General features: G+C 61.3%; 20 protein-coding genes, 1 pseudogene and 2 other annotated features. Of the genes and pseudogenes, 12 read left to right on the forward strand and 9 right to left on the reverse strand.

Annotation, left to right across the window (positions count from 1 at the left end; all coding sequences use genetic code 11):
* Window positions 1–145: 145 nt before the first annotated feature.
* The 3 genes from AC3B6C_RS07575 to AC3B6C_RS07585 form a co-directional block, all read right to left on the reverse strand.
* Complete coding sequence (locus tag AC3B6C_RS07575) at window positions 146–724, reverse strand: RES domain-containing protein (protein ID WP_231896066.1); 579 nt, start codon at window positions 722–724, stop codon at window positions 146–148.
* A 171-nt stretch (window positions 725–895) separates the two neighbouring features.
* Window positions 896–1,234, reverse strand: coding sequence for a hypothetical protein (locus AC3B6C_RS07580; protein WP_033204248.1), 339 nt, complete (start codon window positions 1,232–1,234; stop codon window positions 896–898).
* Window positions 1,235–1,257: 23 nt separating this feature from the next.
* A complete protein-coding gene (locus AC3B6C_RS07585; protein WP_068884350.1) occupies window positions 1,258–2,349 on the reverse strand; it encodes an IS630 family transposase in 1,092 nt (363 codons plus the stop codon).
* A gap of 135 nt (window positions 2,350–2,484) precedes the next feature.
* Here AC3B6C_RS07585 and AC3B6C_RS07590 point away from each other — a divergent pair, with 135 nt between their 5' ends.
* Window positions 2,485–2,748 (forward strand): helicase associated domain-containing protein, encoded by a 264-nt coding sequence (locus AC3B6C_RS07590; RefSeq protein ID WP_004022477.1) that lies wholly within the window; start codon window positions 2,485–2,487, stop codon window positions 2,746–2,748.
* A gap of 133 nt (window positions 2,749–2,881) precedes the next feature.
* On the opposite strand, the gene AC3B6C_RS07595 is transcribed toward AC3B6C_RS07590, so the two are convergent.
* Window positions 2,882–4,164, reverse strand: a protein-coding gene (locus AC3B6C_RS07595) for an IS3 family transposase (RefSeq protein WP_085949824.1) whose coding sequence is annotated in 2 segments (ribosomal slippage) — window positions 2,882–3,876 and window positions 3,876–4,164 — 1,284 coding nt in all. Because the reading frame shifts where the segments join, the coding sequence is not laid out codon by codon here.
* Window positions 3,758–3,886 (reverse strand) — a sequence feature (AL1L pseudoknot). (Overlaps the previous gene by 129 nt.)
* Before the next feature lie 129 nt (window positions 4,165–4,293).
* On the opposite strand from AC3B6C_RS07595, the gene AC3B6C_RS07600 reads away from it, so the two are divergent.
* The gene (locus AC3B6C_RS07600) at window positions 4,294–4,434 is read left to right on the forward strand and encodes a hypothetical protein (RefSeq protein WP_156422439.1); all 141 of its coding nucleotides are present in this window, start codon (window positions 4,294–4,296) and stop codon (window positions 4,432–4,434) included.
* Window positions 4,435–4,569: 135 nt separating this feature from the next.
* Here the strand turns inward: AC3B6C_RS07600 and AC3B6C_RS07605 are convergent, their stop codons facing one another.
* Window positions 4,570–5,046, reverse strand: a complete 477-nt coding sequence (locus AC3B6C_RS07605) for a PaaI family thioesterase (protein ID WP_004023289.1) — start codon at window positions 5,044–5,046, stop codon at window positions 4,570–4,572.
* A gap of 258 nt (window positions 5,047–5,304) precedes the next feature.
* Here AC3B6C_RS07605 and AC3B6C_RS07610 point away from each other — a divergent pair, with 258 nt between their 5' ends.
* Genes AC3B6C_RS07610 through AC3B6C_RS07655 form a run of 10 tightly spaced genes read left to right on the forward strand, consistent with a single transcriptional unit; the run spans window position 5,305 to window position 15,414 of the window.
* Window positions 5,305–6,039: an MlaE family ABC transporter permease gene (locus AC3B6C_RS07610; RefSeq protein WP_033206584.1), complete on the forward strand. Its 735-nt coding sequence runs from the start codon at window positions 5,305–5,307 to the stop codon at window positions 6,037–6,039.
* Between the two features lie 10 nt (window positions 6,040–6,049).
* Window positions 6,050–6,913, forward strand: a complete 864-nt coding sequence (locus tag AC3B6C_RS07615; RefSeq protein WP_014928961.1) for an ABC transporter permease — start codon at window positions 6,050–6,052, stop codon at window positions 6,911–6,913.
* An 8-nt stretch (window positions 6,914–6,921) separates the two neighbouring features.
* Window positions 6,922–7,959 (forward strand): MlaD family protein, encoded by a 1,038-nt coding sequence (locus AC3B6C_RS07620; protein ID WP_004023292.1) that lies wholly within the window; start codon window positions 6,922–6,924, stop codon window positions 7,957–7,959.
* Window positions 7,956–8,969 (forward strand): MlaD family protein, encoded by a 1,014-nt coding sequence (locus AC3B6C_RS07625; protein WP_004023293.1) that lies wholly within the window; start codon window positions 7,956–7,958, stop codon window positions 8,967–8,969. The genes AC3B6C_RS07620 and AC3B6C_RS07625 overlap by 4 nt, the downstream gene beginning before the upstream one ends.
* Window positions 8,966–9,961 carry an MlaD family protein gene (locus tag AC3B6C_RS07630; protein WP_004023294.1) on the forward strand — a complete coding sequence of 332 codons (996 nt, stop codon included), beginning with the start codon at window positions 8,966–8,968 and terminating at the stop codon, window positions 9,959–9,961. The genes AC3B6C_RS07625 and AC3B6C_RS07630 overlap by 4 nt, the downstream gene beginning before the upstream one ends.
* Window positions 9,955–11,016: an MlaD family protein gene (locus AC3B6C_RS07635; protein ID WP_004023295.1), complete on the forward strand. Its 1,062-nt coding sequence runs from the start codon at window positions 9,955–9,957 to the stop codon at window positions 11,014–11,016. The genes AC3B6C_RS07630 and AC3B6C_RS07635 overlap by 7 nt, the downstream gene beginning before the upstream one ends.
* The gene (locus tag AC3B6C_RS07640) at window positions 11,013–12,056 is read left to right on the forward strand and encodes an MlaD family protein (RefSeq protein ID WP_004023296.1); all 1,044 of its coding nucleotides are present in this window, start codon (window positions 11,013–11,015) and stop codon (window positions 12,054–12,056) included. The genes AC3B6C_RS07635 and AC3B6C_RS07640 overlap by 4 nt, the downstream gene beginning before the upstream one ends.
* Window positions 12,053–13,009, forward strand: a complete 957-nt coding sequence (locus AC3B6C_RS07645) for an MlaD family protein (protein ID WP_004023297.1) — start codon at window positions 12,053–12,055, stop codon at window positions 13,007–13,009. Before AC3B6C_RS07640 ends, AC3B6C_RS07645 begins: the two co-directional genes overlap by 4 nt.
* A gap of 6 nt (window positions 13,010–13,015) precedes the next feature.
* The gene (locus AC3B6C_RS07650; RefSeq protein ID WP_223258800.1) at window positions 13,016–13,744 is read left to right on the forward strand and encodes a hypothetical protein; all 729 of its coding nucleotides are present in this window, start codon (window positions 13,016–13,018) and stop codon (window positions 13,742–13,744) included.
* Between the two features lie 29 nt (window positions 13,745–13,773).
* A complete protein-coding gene (locus AC3B6C_RS07655; protein WP_014928958.1) occupies window positions 13,774–15,414 on the forward strand; it encodes a long-chain fatty acid--CoA ligase in 1,641 nt (546 codons plus the stop codon).
* A gap of 119 nt (window positions 15,415–15,533) precedes the next feature.
* Here the strand turns inward: AC3B6C_RS07655 and AC3B6C_RS07660 are convergent.
* The 4 genes and pseudogenes from AC3B6C_RS07660 to AC3B6C_RS07675 form a co-directional block, all read right to left on the reverse strand.
* Window positions 15,534–15,824 (reverse strand): annotated as a pseudogene (locus AC3B6C_RS07660) (integrase core domain-containing protein); the annotation flags it as partial.
* A gap of 4 nt (window positions 15,825–15,828) precedes the next feature.
* On the reverse strand, window positions 15,829–17,283 hold the full coding sequence (locus tag AC3B6C_RS07665; protein ID WP_078114170.1) for an IS30 family transposase: 1,455 nt from the start codon (window positions 17,281–17,283) through the stop codon (window positions 15,829–15,831).
* Window positions 17,198–17,938, reverse strand: coding sequence for an IS3 family transposase (locus AC3B6C_RS07670; RefSeq protein ID WP_014928955.1), 741 nt, complete (start codon window positions 17,936–17,938; stop codon window positions 17,198–17,200). The genes AC3B6C_RS07665 and AC3B6C_RS07670 overlap by 86 nt, the downstream gene beginning before the upstream one ends.
* Window positions 17,852–17,980, reverse strand: a sequence feature (AL1L pseudoknot). (Overlaps the previous gene by 87 nt.)
* Window positions 17,941–18,258 (reverse strand): transposase, encoded by a 318-nt coding sequence (locus AC3B6C_RS07675; protein ID WP_004022138.1) that lies wholly within the window; start codon window positions 18,256–18,258, stop codon window positions 17,941–17,943. Its footprint overlaps the feature before it by 40 nt.
* Between the last annotated feature and the right edge of the window lie 137 nt (window positions 18,259–18,395).

Consider the following 18,395-nt stretch of genomic DNA (forward strand, 5'->3'; position numbering starts at 1 on the left):
GGCCGGGAATCGGCGTCCACCGGTGTGGGCGGCGTAGCGGTGCAGGTTCGCTATCCCGGTCTCGAAGAGACGATCGTAGTCACCACGGCTGGTCGAGCCAGACTCATACTCGTTCGACATTGCGGCACGGCCTTTTCAGTCCGGTCTACGCGGGGGTCCACTCGAGTCCGAGGAGCGTCAGGGCGCGGGCCAATTGTGGATCCGCGGCGTCGATGGGGCAGTGATCGACAACGTCGATGTGGGGGCTGATGTCGGGGTCGGCGGCGCGTTCATAGAGCGCCCACATGCGCAGCTGGTCGCCGTGTCGGGAGTCGAACTCGATCCCGTCGACCGCTGCATGGCCGTGGTCGGTGAGGGCGTAAATCCAGCGGGAGATGGCCTGGGTGAGCCCGCGGGGCCGGCCGTCCCGCAACGCGGCGGTGTCGAGGTCATCGAGCCCGTAGCGGATCGCGAGCGGCCGAAACACCGTCCGGAGGGTGGCGAGGCTGTCCGGGTCGGCGGGCACCGCGAACCGTCCGGTCAGGGTGCCGTGACCGATCATCCGTAGATCGCACCACGATCGCGGAACGTGGCCGGGCGGCAGCGCGGGGTAGTCCTGCTCGTCTTCCTCGTCGACGACGATGTCGTCGAGCTCGGCGATCAGTTGTGGGCTGGGTCGGGCGAAGGCGAGGACTTCGAGGTAGCAGGCCAGGGGAGTGTCGGCGCAGTACAAGGTGCGCCACACCCCCGTCGGGGTCGTCCCAGCGGCCGGCGAAGCGGTCGTCGGTGGCGTACTCCCATGGTGTCCACTCCCACGGGCTGGGCGCGTATCCGACTCGATATATGGGCGTGGCAGTCCGGATGCTGGTGGTGATCGGGCCGTGCGGGGTGCTGATCGTCGAAGGCTGTGGTTGGTTCATCCCACCGCGGCGAATTGGCGGGCGGCGGCGAGTACTTGCGGTCCGACGTCGGCGAGCTCGCCGTCGCGCAACAGCAATGCCGGCGCCCGGTCGTCGAGGACCGGGTTGAGGCCCTGGAACCAGGCTTGTGCGACGGCGGGGGTGTCGCGTTCGGTGATCAGGCGGGCGGCGCGGTAGGCGATCCGGAGCCGTTCGACGTCCTCGGGGTTGGCGATGGTGCGGGTGCCGTCAGCCCATTGCCGCACCGCCCGGGTCTCGCTCACCCGACCCAGGTAGGCGACCAGCCGCGCGCCGAGCAGATCTCGCAACGCAGCCACCAGTTCGGGCTGCGACATACGAGCCGCCTCGGCGTAGGCAGCTAGTGTTCTGAGTCATTAATTCGTGTGCAGTAGTGGGCGATGGAGTCGAGGATCTGGTCAGCGGTCTTGACCCACACGTAGGGGCGGGGGTTGTCGTTCCAGGTCTCGATCCATGCTCTGATGTCGGCGTTGAGCGCTCTCACGGTGCGGTGGGGGGAGCGTTGGAGCTTCTTGGTGGTCAGTTCGGCGAACCAGCGTTCGACGAGGTTCATCCAGGATGAGCTCGTCGGGGTGAAGTGGACAACGAATCGTGGGTGCGAGGTCAGCCATCGTTTGACCGCGGGCGTCTTGTGGGTAGAGGCGTTGTCCATGACCAGGTGGACGTCGAGCTCGTCGGGCACCTCGGCGTCGATCTTGCGGAGAAACCCGATGAATTCTGTTGCCCGATGCCGTGAGTGAAGCGAACCGATCACTTTTCCCGACGCGATGTCCAACGCCGCGTACAGACTGGAGGTGCCGTTGCGCACATAGTCGTGGCTGGCCCGTTGCGGGGTGCCCGGGAGCATGGGAAAGATCGGCTGGGTGCGATCGAGAGCTTGGATCTGGGTCTTCTCGTCAACGCAAAGCACCAGGGCACGTTCGGGTGGGTTCATATAGAGCCCGACGACATCGCGGACCTTCTCGGTGAACAAGGGATCTCTCGACAGCTTCCACGAATCCTGTTTGTGCGGAGCCAATCCGAACGCCCGCCACACACGCGACACGGTTGACTGTGACATGTCGAGATGCTCGGCCATCGCCCGCGTCGACCAGTGTGTCGCATTCTTCGGAGTGGTCTCGAGAGTCGCGGTGATCAAGTTTTTGATCTGCTCGTCGTCGACGGTGCGAGGTCGCCCAGGCCGGGGTTCGTCGAGCAACCCCTCGCAGCGGTGCTCGACGAACCGGCCTCGCCAGCGCCGCACGGTACTGCGATTGAGGCCGAGTCGTTGTGCCACTTCAGTATTCGAACCGCCATCAGCGGCGGCGAGAACGATTCGTGAGCGCATCGCCAAACCCGAGGCCGTCGTTCGCCGACGCGCCCACCCTTCGAGCTCACGGCGCTCGTCATCAGTCAGAACAATATCCACTGCTCGCGGACCCCGGGTTGCCATTCCCTAGCCTAACAACCGAACGGAAATTAATGACTCAGGACACTAGGTGGGGTTCGCCGCGCTACATTCCAGTGATGACCGCACTTGAGCGCGGTCTTCCCGTTACGGCAACGTCGAACACACTCGTGAGCTGTCGTGGCTGAATCTATTGGCGATGGGCGGTTCGAGGCCGGGCTCGAGCACCTGCACCGCTACGTCGCGGTGTACGGCACCAGCAACGCCCGCCGGCGCGATGTCATTGACGGATTCGCGATCGGCACCTGGGTGCAGAGCCGCAGCGCTGACTACCGCAAGGGCCGGTTGTCGGCCGAGCGGATCGAACGGCTCGAGACCGAGTTCCCGGACTGGCGGTGGACCATCCGGACTAATCAGGGATGCGTCAATGCATCGCGACCGTAAGATGGCGAGCAGCCACCGCTCACGGAAGCGGAGCTTGAGAAACTGTTCCTCGCACTGGCCTAAACAGTCGGCCAACCTAGTACTACCGCGAGTCGTAGCGACTTGAATCGCCCCGGGTTTGCTGGAGGCTCGGTTAGTTGGTTCCAGCGTTTGCGGGGACCGGGTTCTCACGGTAGCTGGTGACGGTTTGGGTCGACCAGTAGGCGCTCTCGTACTCGACGGGTGGGACGTGTCCGATCTCGCCGTGCAGGCGGCGGTGGTTGAACCATTCGACGTACTCAGCGACGGCGATCTCGACCTCGCCCACACCTGCCCAGCCGCCTCGCGGGCGCATCACGGGGTTACGGATGCATTCGGCTTTGAACAGCGAGTTGAACGCCTCAGCCATCGCGTTGTCGTATGAATCCCCTTTGGAGCCAACAGATGTCACCGCTTCGGCTTCGGCCAGTCGTTCGGTGTAGCGGATGGCTCGGTATTGCACTCCGCGGTCGGAGTGGTGGATCAGCCCGGCCACGTCGTGGCCGGCACGCGACCGTGCCCACAATCCCATGTTCAGGGCGTCGAGGGCGAGGTCGGTGTGCATGGTGGTCGAGACCTGCCAGCCGACGACCATCCGCGAGAACACGTCCAGGACGAACGCCGCGTACACCCAGCCCGAGTGGGTGCGGATGTAGGTCAGGTCCGCCACCCACAACGCGTTCGGTGCCGCCGCGGTGAACTGACGGTTGACCCGGTCAGCCGGCCGGGGTGTTTCAGCTCCCTCGCTGCGCGTGGTCTTGCGTGTCTTGAGTCTCGCTATCCCTTGCAGCCCATCGGCTTTCATCAATCGCTCGACGGTGCAGCGGGCAGCACTATGGCCCTGTCTGCGCAATTGGGCATGCACCTTGCGGGCACCGTAGACGCCGAGGTTGTCGGCATGCACCGCGCGGACCTGGGTAAGGAGCTCCCGGTCACGCACCACACGAGGCGCCTCGGTCTTCTGGGGGCTCAGGTGGGCTCGTACCGTGGACGGAGCGATCTGGGCGGACGTATCGCGCAATGCCGCACAGATCGGATCGACTCCGTGTTCATCGCGGTGAGCCGCGACGAACTCCACGATCAGCGCTGTGGGCGGTCGATCTCCGCCGCAAAGAAAGCCGAAGCCTGCTTCAAGATCGTGTTCGCTCGCCGCAGTTCACGGTTCTCCCGCTCCAACGCCGCGATGCGGTCAGCGTCCTCACTCGTGGTGCCCGGGCGGACCCCGCCGTCGATCTCGGCCTGACGAACCCAATTGCGCAACGCCTCGGGATGGACTCCGAGCTGATCGGCGATCCGCTTGATCGCACCTCTCGACGAATCGGGATCTCGTCGCGCTTCACATGCCATCCGGGTGGCCCGGTCCTTGAGTTCCTCACTGTACTTGCGTGGTGCTGCCATGCTCTCCATCCTTCACAGGTTCGAGAGCCTCCGACAGACCCGGGGCGGTTCAACTGTAGCCAGGACGGAAGGAAGAGAGCTGCACATTCGAGGGAGCTCGCCGCCCTCCCCTCCAATCCTGTGAGAACAGTGCTGCCGGTGACCGTTATGGTTCAGCCGCTGTGTACGAGCCTGATGCTGCAGCGCCGCGACTGGTGGGCGGGCAATCCGCTCGGCCTGACCCTCGCGGTCAAGCCGGTCCTTGCGGTGTTGTTTTCCTGTCGCTACTGAACCGGCAGTGGAAGGCCGAGCGTTTGCAGTTCCAGCCCTGTTGACCGTCGCAGCCTGACCGCTGGCGGTGGATCGCCGAACGTGGTCGCGTACCTCGCAGAGTTGGCGGCGCGCAGAACGGAGACGCGTGCGGCGTCAGTCTGACCGCGTGAAGTTGGCGAAGAAGTCATCGATTGTTGATACGTCGGCATAACGTCGAAAGTGAGCAACGTCGACCTTGACGAAAACACCGCTAGAGGTGAAGTACGTTTGCTCATCGAACGATCCGGCGGCCGCGATGTGCAGTAGGCGATCCGACTCGTGGTCAATCCAGGCAGTGAGACGTATGGGAGTGTGCAGCGGGACCGGCCGGCGGTATTCGACGGTCAGGGTGCGGGTCACCGCGGGGGTCCGCGCGATCCACAGGGTGAAACCCATGATGTCGTCGCAGGCGGCCGAGATCGCGCCACCGTGCGCCAACCCGGGCGCGCCGAGGTGTTTCTCGTCGAAGGTGTGATCGGCGTACACCCGCTCGCCGCTCCGGTAGACCTCAAGTTGAAGTCCGTGGGGGTTGCTGCTTCCGCAGCCCATGCACTGGGACGAGTGTGCCGGCAGTCTTGCTTCGGGGGTCATCTCTGATCGTTGTCCTTAACTCAGCCCGCCACCTACGCAACAGGGTGCGGGGGGATCGATGAGGTGTGGGAACCGGTCCCGAACACGGTCTGTGCTCACCACTATAGGTAATACTGCCAGTACCTGATACTGTCCATTACGCACACGCGAATGGAGTGGCGCACACCACGCGCACTAGGGGGGGAGATGGCCATCACCACCGGCACAGGCGTCAACCGTCTGCTAGACGGCGCTGCCACTTTTGGTAACACCGTCGGCTTGGCTGGTCAGGCCCTGCGGTGGGTAGCAGTAGACATTGCTACAGGACGATTTCCGTTTCGCGAAGCCGTATCGCAGACCTGGTTCGTCATCGTCGTGACAACTCTGCCGGCGATTCTCGTAGCTGTGCCATTCGGTGTCATCGTGTCAGTACAGGTGGGTAGCCTCACTCAGCAAGTTGGGGCCACGTCAATAGCTGGCGCCGCTGGTGGCCTCGGGATTATTCAACAGGGAGCGCCCATCGTTACCGCCCTCCTACTCGGGGGCGCGGCCGGATCAGCGATTGCCTCTGATTTGGGTGCTCGAACGATTCGCGAAGAAATTGCTGCCATGGAGACACTCGGACTCAATCCGATCAGGCGAGTCGTAGCGCCCCGGTTCGTATCTGTGTTGATCACCGCGCCGCTGCTCTGCATGCTAATCGTCTTCACCGGGCTGCTGGCGGGCTACGCCATCAGCGTCGACGTCCAAGGCATCACACCAGGCAGCTACGTCGCCTCGTTCGCTTCGTTCGCATCGATAACAGACATCGTTGTCGCTCTATGCAAATCGCTTGTGTTCGGACTTGTAGTGGTGACGATTGCTTGTCACCGCGGCCTGTCGACGAAAGGCGGCCCTAAAGGCGTCGCAACCTCAGTAAATGCCACCGTAGTACTGGGCGTCGTCGCATGCTTCGTGATCAATGTCTTTATCACGCAATTAACAACCATGTTCGTCCCCCAAACTATTGGATGAGAAACGCCTCGTGACCACCGTTCCCTCCCGGAGGTTCTCCGCCGCCACCCGCCCTGTCGAAGCCGTGATCGCGCCAGTTGTACACGTACCTGAACGCTTGGGGCACGTCGCGACCTTTGTGATCGCCGCGGTCCTCGGCATCCGCCATGTGATCACCACCTACCGACGCCAAACCCTGCTCTACATACAAGAATTCGCCTGGGGTAGAGGTGCAGTCTTGGTCGGTGGTGGAACGGCCATCGTCCTCGCCATCCTCGGCATCGCCGTCGGCGCCTCAATCGGTATCCAGGGTTACGCCTCTCTGGACCTCGTAGGGATGGGTTCACTGACGGGGTTCATCTCTTCCTATGCCAACACCCGAGAGCTTGCGCCAATGATCGCGGCGATCGGGTTCGCAGCACAAGCCGGCTGCCGGTTGACAGCTGAGATCGGCTCGATGCGCATTTCCGAGGAGATCGACGCTCTCGAGGCTATGGCGGTACGTCCTATTCCATTCGTCGTCAGCACTCGCGTAGTTGCGTCGATCACGACCGTGATTCCTTTGTACATCGTCGCGCTTATTCTCGGATTCGGGGCCGCCAAACTCGTCGTCACACAAGTTCACGGCCAATCCGGCGGCACTTACGATTTCTATTTCGACCAGTTCCTCAAACCTCAGGATCTTGCCTTCTCGCTTATCAAAGTTCTTGTATTTGTCATTTCTGTAGTGATTATCCATAGCTATCAGGGCTACTTCGCCACAGGCGGAGCTGAGGGGGTGGGTCGAGCGTCCGGTCGAGCGATCCGCACGAGCCTCATAGTCATCGTCGTGGAGGACATGATCTTGACCCTTCTGATGTGGGGATTCGATTCCGGCGTACGGATTTCAGGGTAGGGGGTTCAGTGGCTGTCTTTCATGATCCGTCCGGACGCGAGCCGTCGCACGGGAACCTGGCCCTTCGGGGGGTCGCCCTATTGATCCTCGGCGCGATAGCTGCCTACTTACTGATAAGTGACGCTAACGGCGACTTCAGCGATCACACGTCGTTGACCATCAACACCGACGCGATAGGCGACGGATTGAAGGGGGGATCGGATGTGAAGTACCTTGGGTTCACCGTGGGGGAGGTCTCGAGCATCGCGGTTCGAGACCGTGGCGCGGCGGTCAAAATCAACCTCACCGGTTCCGGTAACGACCTAGTTCTCCGGCAGGGCATGACGGTGAACTACACCTCGTCAAACGCATTGGGACCAACTGCACTGGAGATCGTAGATCCTGGACAAGGACCACCCATCGGTTCCGGCGGGAGTGTCTACGTGAGCAGGTTGCAATCTGAACAGACCTCGGTGTCAACGCTTGTTCGCAAGATCTCCACGCTGGTCGAGGCACTGGACCAGCCCTCATTTGAAGCGGTAGTGAGGTTCATCGTTGAGGACTCGCAGGCAATGGCTGATAGCGGAAGACTCGTTCTCCAGATTGCGCAACTCACGCGAGATGTCCAGAAACGGCCGGTCGGGGAGGACCTAGGAATTGCGGCTAACCTGTCCACCGGAGTCGCCGACTTCATGACGCCGTTTGTCCCTGGCGTCTTGAAGAACGTCGATATCGCTGACTTTTTCGCCACCCAACAAAACATCGACCGCACGAAGAGTAATCTCGGCGACACGGGAAAGGTTCTTTTCGGTGGGCTCGGCGGCCTGCTCGATAAGAATTACCCAGCCCTGAGTTCGCTGTTAGACGTCGGCCTTGACCTAGCGCGGCCCGTCGCCAGATCCGCCTCGGGGCTAGTTCGCACGGTGTACACGATCCCGCAGATCCTCGATGGCATCGACAAAGCCTTGCCGAAATTCAACGAACGGGTCCAGCTCCAGCTAGCACTGGTGGTCCAGACGTCGCCTGCCCTACAAGGCGCATTGAGAATGGGGGGTGCCACGCGATGACTCTGAGGTCGCTAACACCCACAATCATTAAAATCGTCGCTTTCATCGCTCTCATCGGAGTCCTTTCATATGTCATCATCGCGATTCTGCAGCCGACCAACGAAGGGTCACCCAGTTCGCAGCGTTCCGCGGTGTTTGCCGACGCTTCCGGACTCAAGCCCCGCGACGGGGTACGACTCGCTGGAGTGAAAGTGGGATATGTAACGGCTGTCGATCTCGAGGGCTCAACAGCGATCGTCCGTTTCCAACTGGATGACGGTGTCGCGATTACCCCCGCGACGACTGCCGCTGTGCGTTACCAAAATCTGCTGGGGCAGCGGTATGTGGAACTCATCAATGCCGGACAAGGCGCCGACCAGGACTCGATCACACAGGTGGCACTCGAGAAGACCGTCCCGTCCTTCGACGTATCGACACTATTCAACAGTTTCAAACCAGTATTCGATACATTGAATACTGCGGAAATCAACGAGCTTCAGTCGAACCTTCTACGGGTTGCCCAGGGAGACGGTCGAGGTATCGCACCAGTCATGAAGCAAGTCGCGAACATCACTGATTACGGGAACCAGCGTTCAGAGATCATCACCAATATTGTGACGAGCCTGGGGCAGGTGTCCGACCAGTTGATGGGGCGCTCCGCTGAACTGGTTGAGTTGATAGACAAATTGGGGTCAATCGTCGATGCGTTCAGCCGCGTGAGCGATCGACTGCGGGCCTCGCTGCGAGAGGTCAACCGTTCGATGGCAAAGACTGTACTCGCCGGTGAGCAGATCGAGTCGACCTACGACACCAGCTTCGCGGCTATCTTTCAGAGATTAGTGCGGGAGCCAGGGGATACAGAAGGCCTACTGAATGGTGCCGTTCTCCTGAAGCCGCTCCTGGACGCCCTGGCCGCAACATCCAACGCGACTCCCCCGCCCTCGGCGGCAGGGTGTGCCCGAGGGGTGCTCGACCTACCGAGAACAGTGCAGATCGCCCTGATGGGTCAACGACTGGTGGTGTGCCAGTGACCCGTTTCTTCGGCAAGCGTCCGCATCACCGCCCGCAGCGTCGGCGGGACCTCATCCTGGCGGGGGTCGTAACGATGGTCACGGTGGCCGGTCTCGTCGCCGCCGGAGCTGTGTATATCTCGCCGCCCGGACAAACTATCTACAGCGCGGAGTTAGTCAATACCGGCGGATTGGAAGCTGGCGACCAGGTACGTATCGCCGGGATCAGGAAAGGCAAGGTAGCGTCGGTCGACCTGACCGGAACGTTCATCACCGTGCGGTTCCGGCTGGATGACTCGATTGCCGTTCGGTCGGACGCGACGGCGAACGTCCGTCTCCTCACCCCTATCGGTGGACGTGTATTGGACCTCGACCCAGGTTCAGGCCCGTCGGCCATTGACGGCGCGATCCCACTGGTGCAGACAGGCAGCACCTATGATATTTCCAGCACCCTGGAGACATCTACACCGGTGTTCCGTGACGTGCGTGGTGTTGATCTACGGCGCACGGCGGCGTTGCTACAGGATGCCTTTTCCGACGGAAACACCAATATCCCTGATGCCCTGCAAAACGCGAGCAGCCTGATGGACTTGCTGGAGCGTCAGTACGCACAACTCGACAAGACGGTGGCTTTGTCCGACGAGTATGTCGCTGCCCTCGCAAACCGCAAGCAGGTACTCGTGGACTTCCTACGCCAGCTCAGCTTCCTTGCCCGCACCCTTGGACCAGACATCGCCAACGTCCAGAGCGGGTTCGATTATCTACGTCGTCTTTTTAAGTTGCTGACCCGGCCGCTTGTCGCGTACCGCGACGGTATAGAACCATCGGTACAGCAGTTTAAGATCCTTCTAAACAAGGTGTCGGCCCAGATGCCCGCCTACCAAGACGCGCTGGCCCAGGTCGATCAGATCACCAGAAGACTGAGCATTCTCCTCAATGCTCCGCAGGTCGGACCTGCGAGTCCTGAACCGACCGTCCGCGTCTGTATCCCGATTGGTGATAACAAATGTTGACGGAGCGGATGCGTCGGCATCTGATCCCGATCGCCACCATTGTCACACTGGCAGTAGTGATCGGCGGCGTCGGAATCGACTATGCGACAGCCGACGACGACACGCGATCACTATGTGCGGAGTTTTCTGACGCATCAGGTCTGTACGAAGGCAATTCCGTCGCGATGCTCGGCAAGAAGGTGGGCAGGGTCGTAGGCATTCACGAGGAGGGACAGAAAGGTGTGCGTGTCGATATGCGGATCGACAAGACCGTGCCGCTTCCCGCAGATGTGGGTGCGACCCTGGTGTCCACCTCGATTGTCACCGAAAGACAAATCGAGTTCACCCATCCCTATCGTGGCGGAGAATATTACAAGTCGGCTGAGTGTATCCCACTGGAAAAGACCAGGACTCCACTGGGGATTAGTCAAACGCTCGACGCGATCAGCACTCTTTCAGACGAACTCGTCAAGGACGACGGACGTAACACGGATGCGATTCTTCAGGCACTTACACTCGTCTCGAAAAACATGGAAGGGACCCAGGGTGATATATCCGGCATTCTCCAGGACTCGGCCACGCTAATCAACGATCCGACCCGGCGTGATAGCCAGATACGCAGGATTGTAGCCAATCTCGCCACCTTAACCGGTGTTGCCACCGAAAACAGTACTGAGGTGACCCAGCTATTCGACAACTTCGTAGGCGCAATTGAGGTGATTGTTGCTTTCGGTCAAACATTCGGCGCCGCAACAGAGTACGCAGGCACCTTCGTCCCTATCCTGTCGCGCCTATCGTCTGACTTCGGGCCACCTATTTTCTCACTTGGAGATGCTGCGGTTCCCCTCCTCTCGCAAGCGGGCAAGCAAGAAAACATACTTGCGTCCGTCGCCGCTCGAACAGCTGACCTCATCGTTGAGCATCCAGATGCGAAGTCGATCCTGCGGGCATTCGCAATATCTGTACCACTGCAGGCCCTCAAGAACGCGTGCGCTCCTCCTTCCGTCAAGGACGTTTGCGCGACGGGTAACGAAGCGGCGACGATCGCCAACTTGATCGGAGGGCAACCTCGATGATGATCTACGGCTACCTTCGTCGTGTCACGGCCGCGATCGTGACGCTGTTCGTAGCGACTATCGCCCTCGCCGCCTGCAGCATCAGTGCTGACAACCCGCCGACCATCGGTGGATCATCCGCCCGAGACGGCTACGACATCGAGATCGAGTTCACGAGTGCTCTGAACTTGCCTGCCCGTGCCAAAGTCCTCTCTCGAGGGATTGACGTCGGTGCCGTCACCAGCGTCGCTTACGACGGAGGCCACGCGCTGGTTGCTGCCCGAATTGATAAAGACGCCCAGCTGCCGGAAGATTCGCGCGCGGAACTCCGCCAAGACACTCTCCTGGGCGAGATTTATGTGGCCATCCTTCCCCCTGCACAGCAGTCCACCCAAGGCTTGCTGCGCGCGGGATCGGTAATACCTCTCTCACGCACCGAACCGGCTGCCAACGTCGAGGACGTGATGCGGGGTATGGCTAACGTATTGGGCGGGGGTGAACTCGATAAAATCCATACCGCGATATCGACGCTGAACTCGACTTTTCCGAGTGACCCCGCCCAGTTCGATGCGCTCTACCGCACGACCTTGCGCACCGTGTCTGAGGTGTCTGCCAACACCGACAAACTCGACGTAATCCTGCAGTCAGCCGATCGCACACTCAAAGTGATCCTGGCCGACCCGTCAGGTACAGACCGAATGTTGACCAAGGGGGGAGTGAACTTTTATGGTCTGGGCTACTCGCTAATTGACGTAGCGCTACTCATCGCTAATCTGCGCGACTTCGCGGTATCCGCAGGCCGTATCGTCGACCCTGAGTATTCCCGCATCAAGGAAACGGTGGGCGCGATCGCGCCAGTGGTCGCGTCCATCGCGTACTCGGACATCTACTCCAAGGATGTTTCCGACAAGGCGGCTCGTGTAATACGCGAAAGGCTCATCCCATTCGTCAGCTCGCCAGATATCAACGTCTCCGATGTGTCTATCGATGGCCGAGAACTGGCGCGGCGTGATGCCGAGTCGTTCATAACCGTCTTGCGAGCGATCGGAATGATGCCATGATCCGCAGCACCCTCGTATCGCTGGTTGCCCTTGTCCTCGTTCTCCTCGTCGGAGCGACATACTTGATCATCGACGTGGCACGGGTAAACCCGTTCCGCACCGACTACGCGATCTCGGCCATACTCGAGAGCTCGGGCGGCCTTCTAGACACATCACCGGTAATGTTAGAGGGGGTGCCGGTGGGAAAAGTGACATCTATTCGCGTCACAGGTAATCAGCTCGCCGTCGACATGTCCATCGACTCCGACTATAAGATTCCTCGCGGCAGTGTCATGACGATTCAGAACCTCTCGGTCGCGGGAGAACAATACATCAATTTCATCCCACCGGGCACAACCACCAGTGAGTACTTGCGTAGTGGGGACCTAGTGCCCGCCGGCGCCATCCGCGTGTCGCAATCCGTTCCCCAGGTGCTCCCGAAAATGTCGGCAGTGGCGGACGCGCTCGATCCAGCATCGATTCAGTCCATCAACGAAACGATCTCGGCGGCAGTCGACGGCCGGCAAAAGGACCTCGACACGATCGGAGACATGATGCACCGCCTCGTGGACTTCGTCGGTGACGACGGTGCCGTCCGTACCACTGCGGACAATGCCGAGTTCCTCCTGGGCCTTATGTCGAACGTGGGCGGTGTGCTCAGCACCGCGTCGGTCCGGACCCCGGATGCCGTCGACGGTTTGGCGAGGATCCAACGTGCGTTCATCGTTTTCACTTCTACGTCCTACGACAAATGGCCACCGATCCTGAAGCTAGTGGAAAAGCTCAGCGGCTACATCCAGATACTCCAGCCCGATATTGTCGCCATTACCCGCGCGGTGAAGCCGGCGACGGCGAAAGTCGCAGACACATACATCGACTTCGGATCGATCGGTGATCTTCTGGCTCGAACATTCCCAGCGTCACATCGGGGGCAGGCGCAGATTCCGATCGCCGTCACGCCATCACCTCGCTGACGCCCGATGGATACCTCCTACACCAGCATTCACAGAAGGCAGCAAATGACGGCACAAGACAACGGACCAGAATCCAAGGACAGCAGCGCTGAGGATAAGCTGACTGCGGCTTCCGACAAAGCAGATCGCAGCGACGCCACTGGTGCTACAGAATCTGCGACGTCCCAAGACGGTCCCGCCCCGGACGAGGCAAGCCCCCCGACGTCCGATGCCAGGCACCGATGGAGATCAGCACGCGTCCAGGCGGTGGCCGCCGGCGCTTTCGTGGTGGCACTCGCGGTGCTGGCCGGCCTCTTTGCTTACCTCTACATTGACATGAGGGAAGCAAAGACGTCCGCGGAGAACGCTGCCACACAACGAGCGCAGGCAGCGCAGGCAGCATCGGACTACACCACAAAGTCGCTCACCTACAGCTACCAAAACACCGGCGCATTCTTTACCGAAGTGAAAGAGAATGCCAGCGATGCGTTGGTCAAGCGATACGACGATGTCGAACCCACCCTGACCCAAATCATGGAACAGGCCAAGGTCCAAGCGTCGGGACGCGTACTGGCGACCAGTGTCACCGGCAGCGCCAGCGAGAACCGGGGGGAATACACGGTGCTGGTCTTCGCCACCCAGAAGACCCAGAATGTTCAGAACCCTCAGCCGAGCGAACTCCCCACACTGTTGAAAGTAGTCGTGCTGAAGACCGAGAACGGCTGGCAGATCCAGGATTACGGACCTGCCGAATGATCCAGCGTCCGCCGCGAAAGGAGAATTTGATGAAAAGCACCATGCAGGAGGTGCCGATGACAGTGTCATCGATACTGCGTCACGTCGCAACCAATCATACTGATAGGCAGGTGATTACTTATTCCGCGAGCGACTCTGCCCGGTACGCAACCTACGGCGATCTCGAAGAGCGATGCGCACGTCTGGCGAATGCTCTGCGCCGGGTCGGCGTGGTCGGCGACGACCGCGTGGCAACCATGCTGTGGAACAACCAGGAGCACCTCGAAGCGTACGCTGCGGTACCCGCGATGGGCGCGGTGCTGCATACGCTGAACATCCGGTTGTCACCGGCTCAGCTGCAGTTCATCGCGAACCACGCCGAAGACAAGGTCATCATTGTGGACGGGTCGCTGGTGCCGTTGTTGGCGGCGGTCTTACCGGGCTTGGCGACGGTTCGGGTTGTGTTCGTTACCGGCGACGGCGACACCTCCCCGCTCGACGGCCACGGCGTGACCGTGATGCGATACCATGACGCGCTCGCAGCAGAATCACCAATGTTCTCTTGGGTCGATCCCGACGAGCGGTCGGCTGCGGGTATGTGTTACACGAGCGGCACTACAGGCGATCCCAAGGGGGTCGTCTACAGTCATCGCTCGGTGTTTCTGCACTCCATTGCAGCGTGTACTGGTAACGCTCTGGCGATCGCAGAAGCCGATCGTGTACTTCCCGTCGTGCCGATGTTTCATGCCAGCGCCTGGGGTCTGCCCTACGCGTCGCTGATGGCCGGCGCGGACTTGCTCATGCCTGATCGATACCTTCAAGCGGCGCCGCTCGCCGACTTGATCCAACAGCATCGCCCCACGAAGGCAGGAGCAGTACCGACAATCTGGAACGATCTTCTTCAGTACGGTATCGCGAATCCGGGTGTCGACTTGTCATCAATCGACCTTGTCGCCTGTGGTGGAGCTCCTGTCCCGCAGTCGTTGATCGAAGGGTTTGCGGACCGCTTCGGCGTACAGATTATCCAGGCGTGGGGCATGACTGAGACGTCCCCGCTTGCAGCGGTAAGTCGGCCTCCCGCCGGGATCAGCCCCACAAAGGAAATGTCGTACCGCAAGCGACAGGGACGGGCAATTTGCGGGGTGGAGATGCGCCTCATCGACGAGGGCGGCCTGCCGGTTCCCCGTGACGACAAGTCCGTCGGCGAACTCGAAGTGCGGGGTCCGTGGGTCACAGGCAGCTACTACCGGCTCGAGGACGCCGAGAGGTTTCGGGATGGCTGGTTGCGGACCGGAGACGTGGGACACATCAGCCCGGACGGGTACCTGACGCTGACCGACAGGTCCAAGGACGTCATCAAGTCAGGGGGCGAATGGATCTCGTCAGTGGAGCTCGAGAACTGGATCATGTCGCACCCAGATGTCGCCGAGGCCGCGGTTGTCGCGATGCCCGACCCCCGGTGGCAGGAAACAGCTCTCGCCGTGGTGGTTCCGGTACCGGGTCGCAAGGTGTCGGCTGACACGCTTCACGAGTGGTGCCTAAGAAATTGCCCGGAGGAGATCCCACACTGGTGGATCCCGAAGAACTGGACGTTCGTGGAGCAGGTACCGCGTACGAGCGTGGGCAAGTTCGATAAGAAGGTGTTACGCGCGAAGCATGAGCAGGGCGAGCTGCCGGTTGTATCGAATTAGCGCCGCTATAGGGCGCAAGTGTGCCCACCGAACGTCGTCAGCGTTCGGTGGGCACACTTCTATAGAAGCAATGCATTTGCCGATGGGGACTGCTGCACGGATAGGTGACAGTTTGGGTGTCATGCCGCGGCAGCGGCGGTGTTGATCATTGCTTCGAACTCGACAGGCGTCAACCGACCGAGGCGGGCTTGCCGGCGCCGGCGGCGGTAGGTCCGTTCGATCCAGGTGACGATCGCGATCCGAAGCTGCTCGCGGGTGTCCCAGCGTTGGCGGTCGAGCACGTTGCGTTGCAGGAGTGCGAAGAAACTCTCCATCGCTGCGTTGTCCCCGCACGCTCCGACTTTGCCCATCGACCCCGTGAGTCCATGAGTGTTCAAGGCGTGTACGAATTTTCGCGATCGGAATTGGGCGCGTTCAATCGGTCGATGCAACACTGGGTTGTTGTAGCGAGTGTAGTTGTTCGCCAAAGACTTCGGCGGGAGTTTTCCATCCAAGGACTTTTCTAGGACGGTTGTTGAGGGTGTAGGCGATGGCCTCGAGGTCCTCAGCTGACCACCGCGACAGATCAGTTCCCTTAGGAAAATATTGGCGCAGAACACCATTGGTGTTCTCGTTGGATGGTCGCTGCCACGGTGAGTGCGGATCGGCGAAGAACACCTGCGTTCCGGTGTCCATCGCGAACTGGGCGTGAGCGGACAGTTCCTTGCCGCGATCCCACGTCAACGTTTTGCGCAACTGCTGCGGCAGCGCGGCGATCGACGCTGTCAGTCCTGCATTCATCGCGATGGCACCGTAGCCACCGAGTGCGGGCCCGTTCTTCACAGGCGGCTGCTCACCCCAGCCCTGCTGGCGTGGCAGATGCACCAGAAGTGTTGCACGACTACGACGTTCAACGATCGTGCCGATCGCCGATCTCCCAGTTCCGATAATCAGATCACCCTCCCAGTGCCCGGGGACGGCACGGTCCTCGGCCTCGGCAGGGCGCTGACTGAACACGACATCGGAGGTGACGTGACCCTGCGGCTTGTTGCGCGAGCGGGCCCGCGGCTCCCTCAGTGCACGTCCGGTGCGCAGGCACGCGACCAGCTCACGTTTGAGCGCGCCGCGGCCCTCGATGAACAGGGACTGGTAGATCGCCTCGTGACTGATACGCATGGATTCATCATCGGGGAAGTCGACCTTCAAACGCTGGGAGATCTGCTCTGGACTCCACGCCAGCGACCACCGCCGGTTGGCCCGGTGCGGTTTGTTAAGCCCCTTCCATGGCGGTGGCGTGGGGCCCGCAGCGATCGTGCCATCGGGACGGCGGACAACGCCGGCCAGGCGGTCCTGTACGTACTCCCGCAACTCGACGTGGGCCACGAGCTTCGCTGTTTTCGGGCGCTTGGCGGCCTGCTGGGCTTTCCACTGCGCCACCAACGCCCGATACTCGAGCTTCCCGCTCCTGGTTGCGGCGTTGCGCCGTAGCTCACGCGAGATCGTGGCCGGACTCCGCCCGATCCACCGTGCGATCTCACGCACCCCACGATCCTGGGCGCGTAGCAGCGCGATCTCTTCCCGTTCGGCGAAGGATAGATAGCGGCCCGAAGGCTCATCCAGACTCAGCGGCCTCATGCCGCCAGCGTGGCGGAACCAGCGTGTACCCACCGGCACCGACACACCGACAGCGATCGATGCCTGTGCCGTGCTCACCCCCGTCGCGACCACCCGCCAAAACTCACGTTGCACCTGCCGCGACGGCTCCGGCCGCCCCGGCGATCGCATCGCCGGCCGAAGTGCACGATCAGCACGCCACTGCCGACGAACACCTACCGCCACATCGCTGGTCCTCCGACTCCAGTCCGCCGTAGCCACCGCAAACACCTCCATGATCATGGTGTTGCGACGACCAGTTGAATCCGCCTTGCACTCCGCGGTCGGAGTGGTGGATCAGCCCGGCCACGTCGTGGCCGGCACGCGACCGTGCCCACAATCCCATGTTCAGGGCGTCGAGGGCGAGGTCGGTGTGCATGGTGGTCGAGACCTGCCAGCCGACGACCATCCGCGAGAACACGTCCAGGACGAACGCCGCGTACACCCAGCCCGAGTGGGTGCGGATGTAGGTCAGGTCCGCCACCCACAACGCGTTCGGTGCCGCCGCGGTGAACTGACGGTTGACCCGGTCAGCCGGCCGGGGTGTTTCAGCTCCCTCGCTGCGCGTGGTCTTGCGTGTCTTGAGTCTCGCTATCCCTTGCAGCCCATCGGCTTTCATCAATCGCTCGACGGTGCAGCGGGCAGCACTATGGCCCTGTCTGCGCAATTGGGCATGCACCTTGCGGGCACCGTAGACGCCGAGGTTGTCGGCATGCACCGCGCGGACCTGGGTAAGGAGCTCCCGGTCACGCACCACACGAGGCGCCTCGGTCTTCTGGGGGCTCAGGTGGGCTCGTACCGTGGACGGAGCGATCTGGGCGGACGTATCGCGCAATGCCGCACAGATCGGATCGACTCCGTGTTCATCGCGGTGAGCCGCGACGAACTCCACGATCAGCGCTGTGGGCGGTCGATCTCCGCCGCAAAGAAAGCCGAAGCCTGCTTCAAGATCGTGTTCGCTCGCCGCAGTTCACGGTTCTCCCGCTCCAACGCCGCGATGCGGTCAGCGTCCTCACTCGTGGTGCCCGGGCGGACCCCGCCGTCGATCTCGGCCTGACGAACCCAATTGCGCAACGCCTCGGGATGGACTCCGAGCTGATCGGCGATCCGCTTGATCGCACCTCTCGACGAATCGGGATCTCGTCGCGCTTCACATGCCATCCGGGTGGCCCGGTCCTTGAGTTCCTCACTGTACTTGCGTGGTGCTGCCATGCTCTCCATCCTTCACAGGTTCGAGAGCCTCCGACAGACCCGGGGCGGTTCAACCACCAGCCAGCCGCGTACCAAGGTCAGTGCAGCTAGCGTTTGAATTAGGACGCAACTCATCTATCACGGGCGACGGTGCTGCG

The sequence above is a fragment of the Gordonia sp. 11cp genome, from assembly GCF_057767225.1.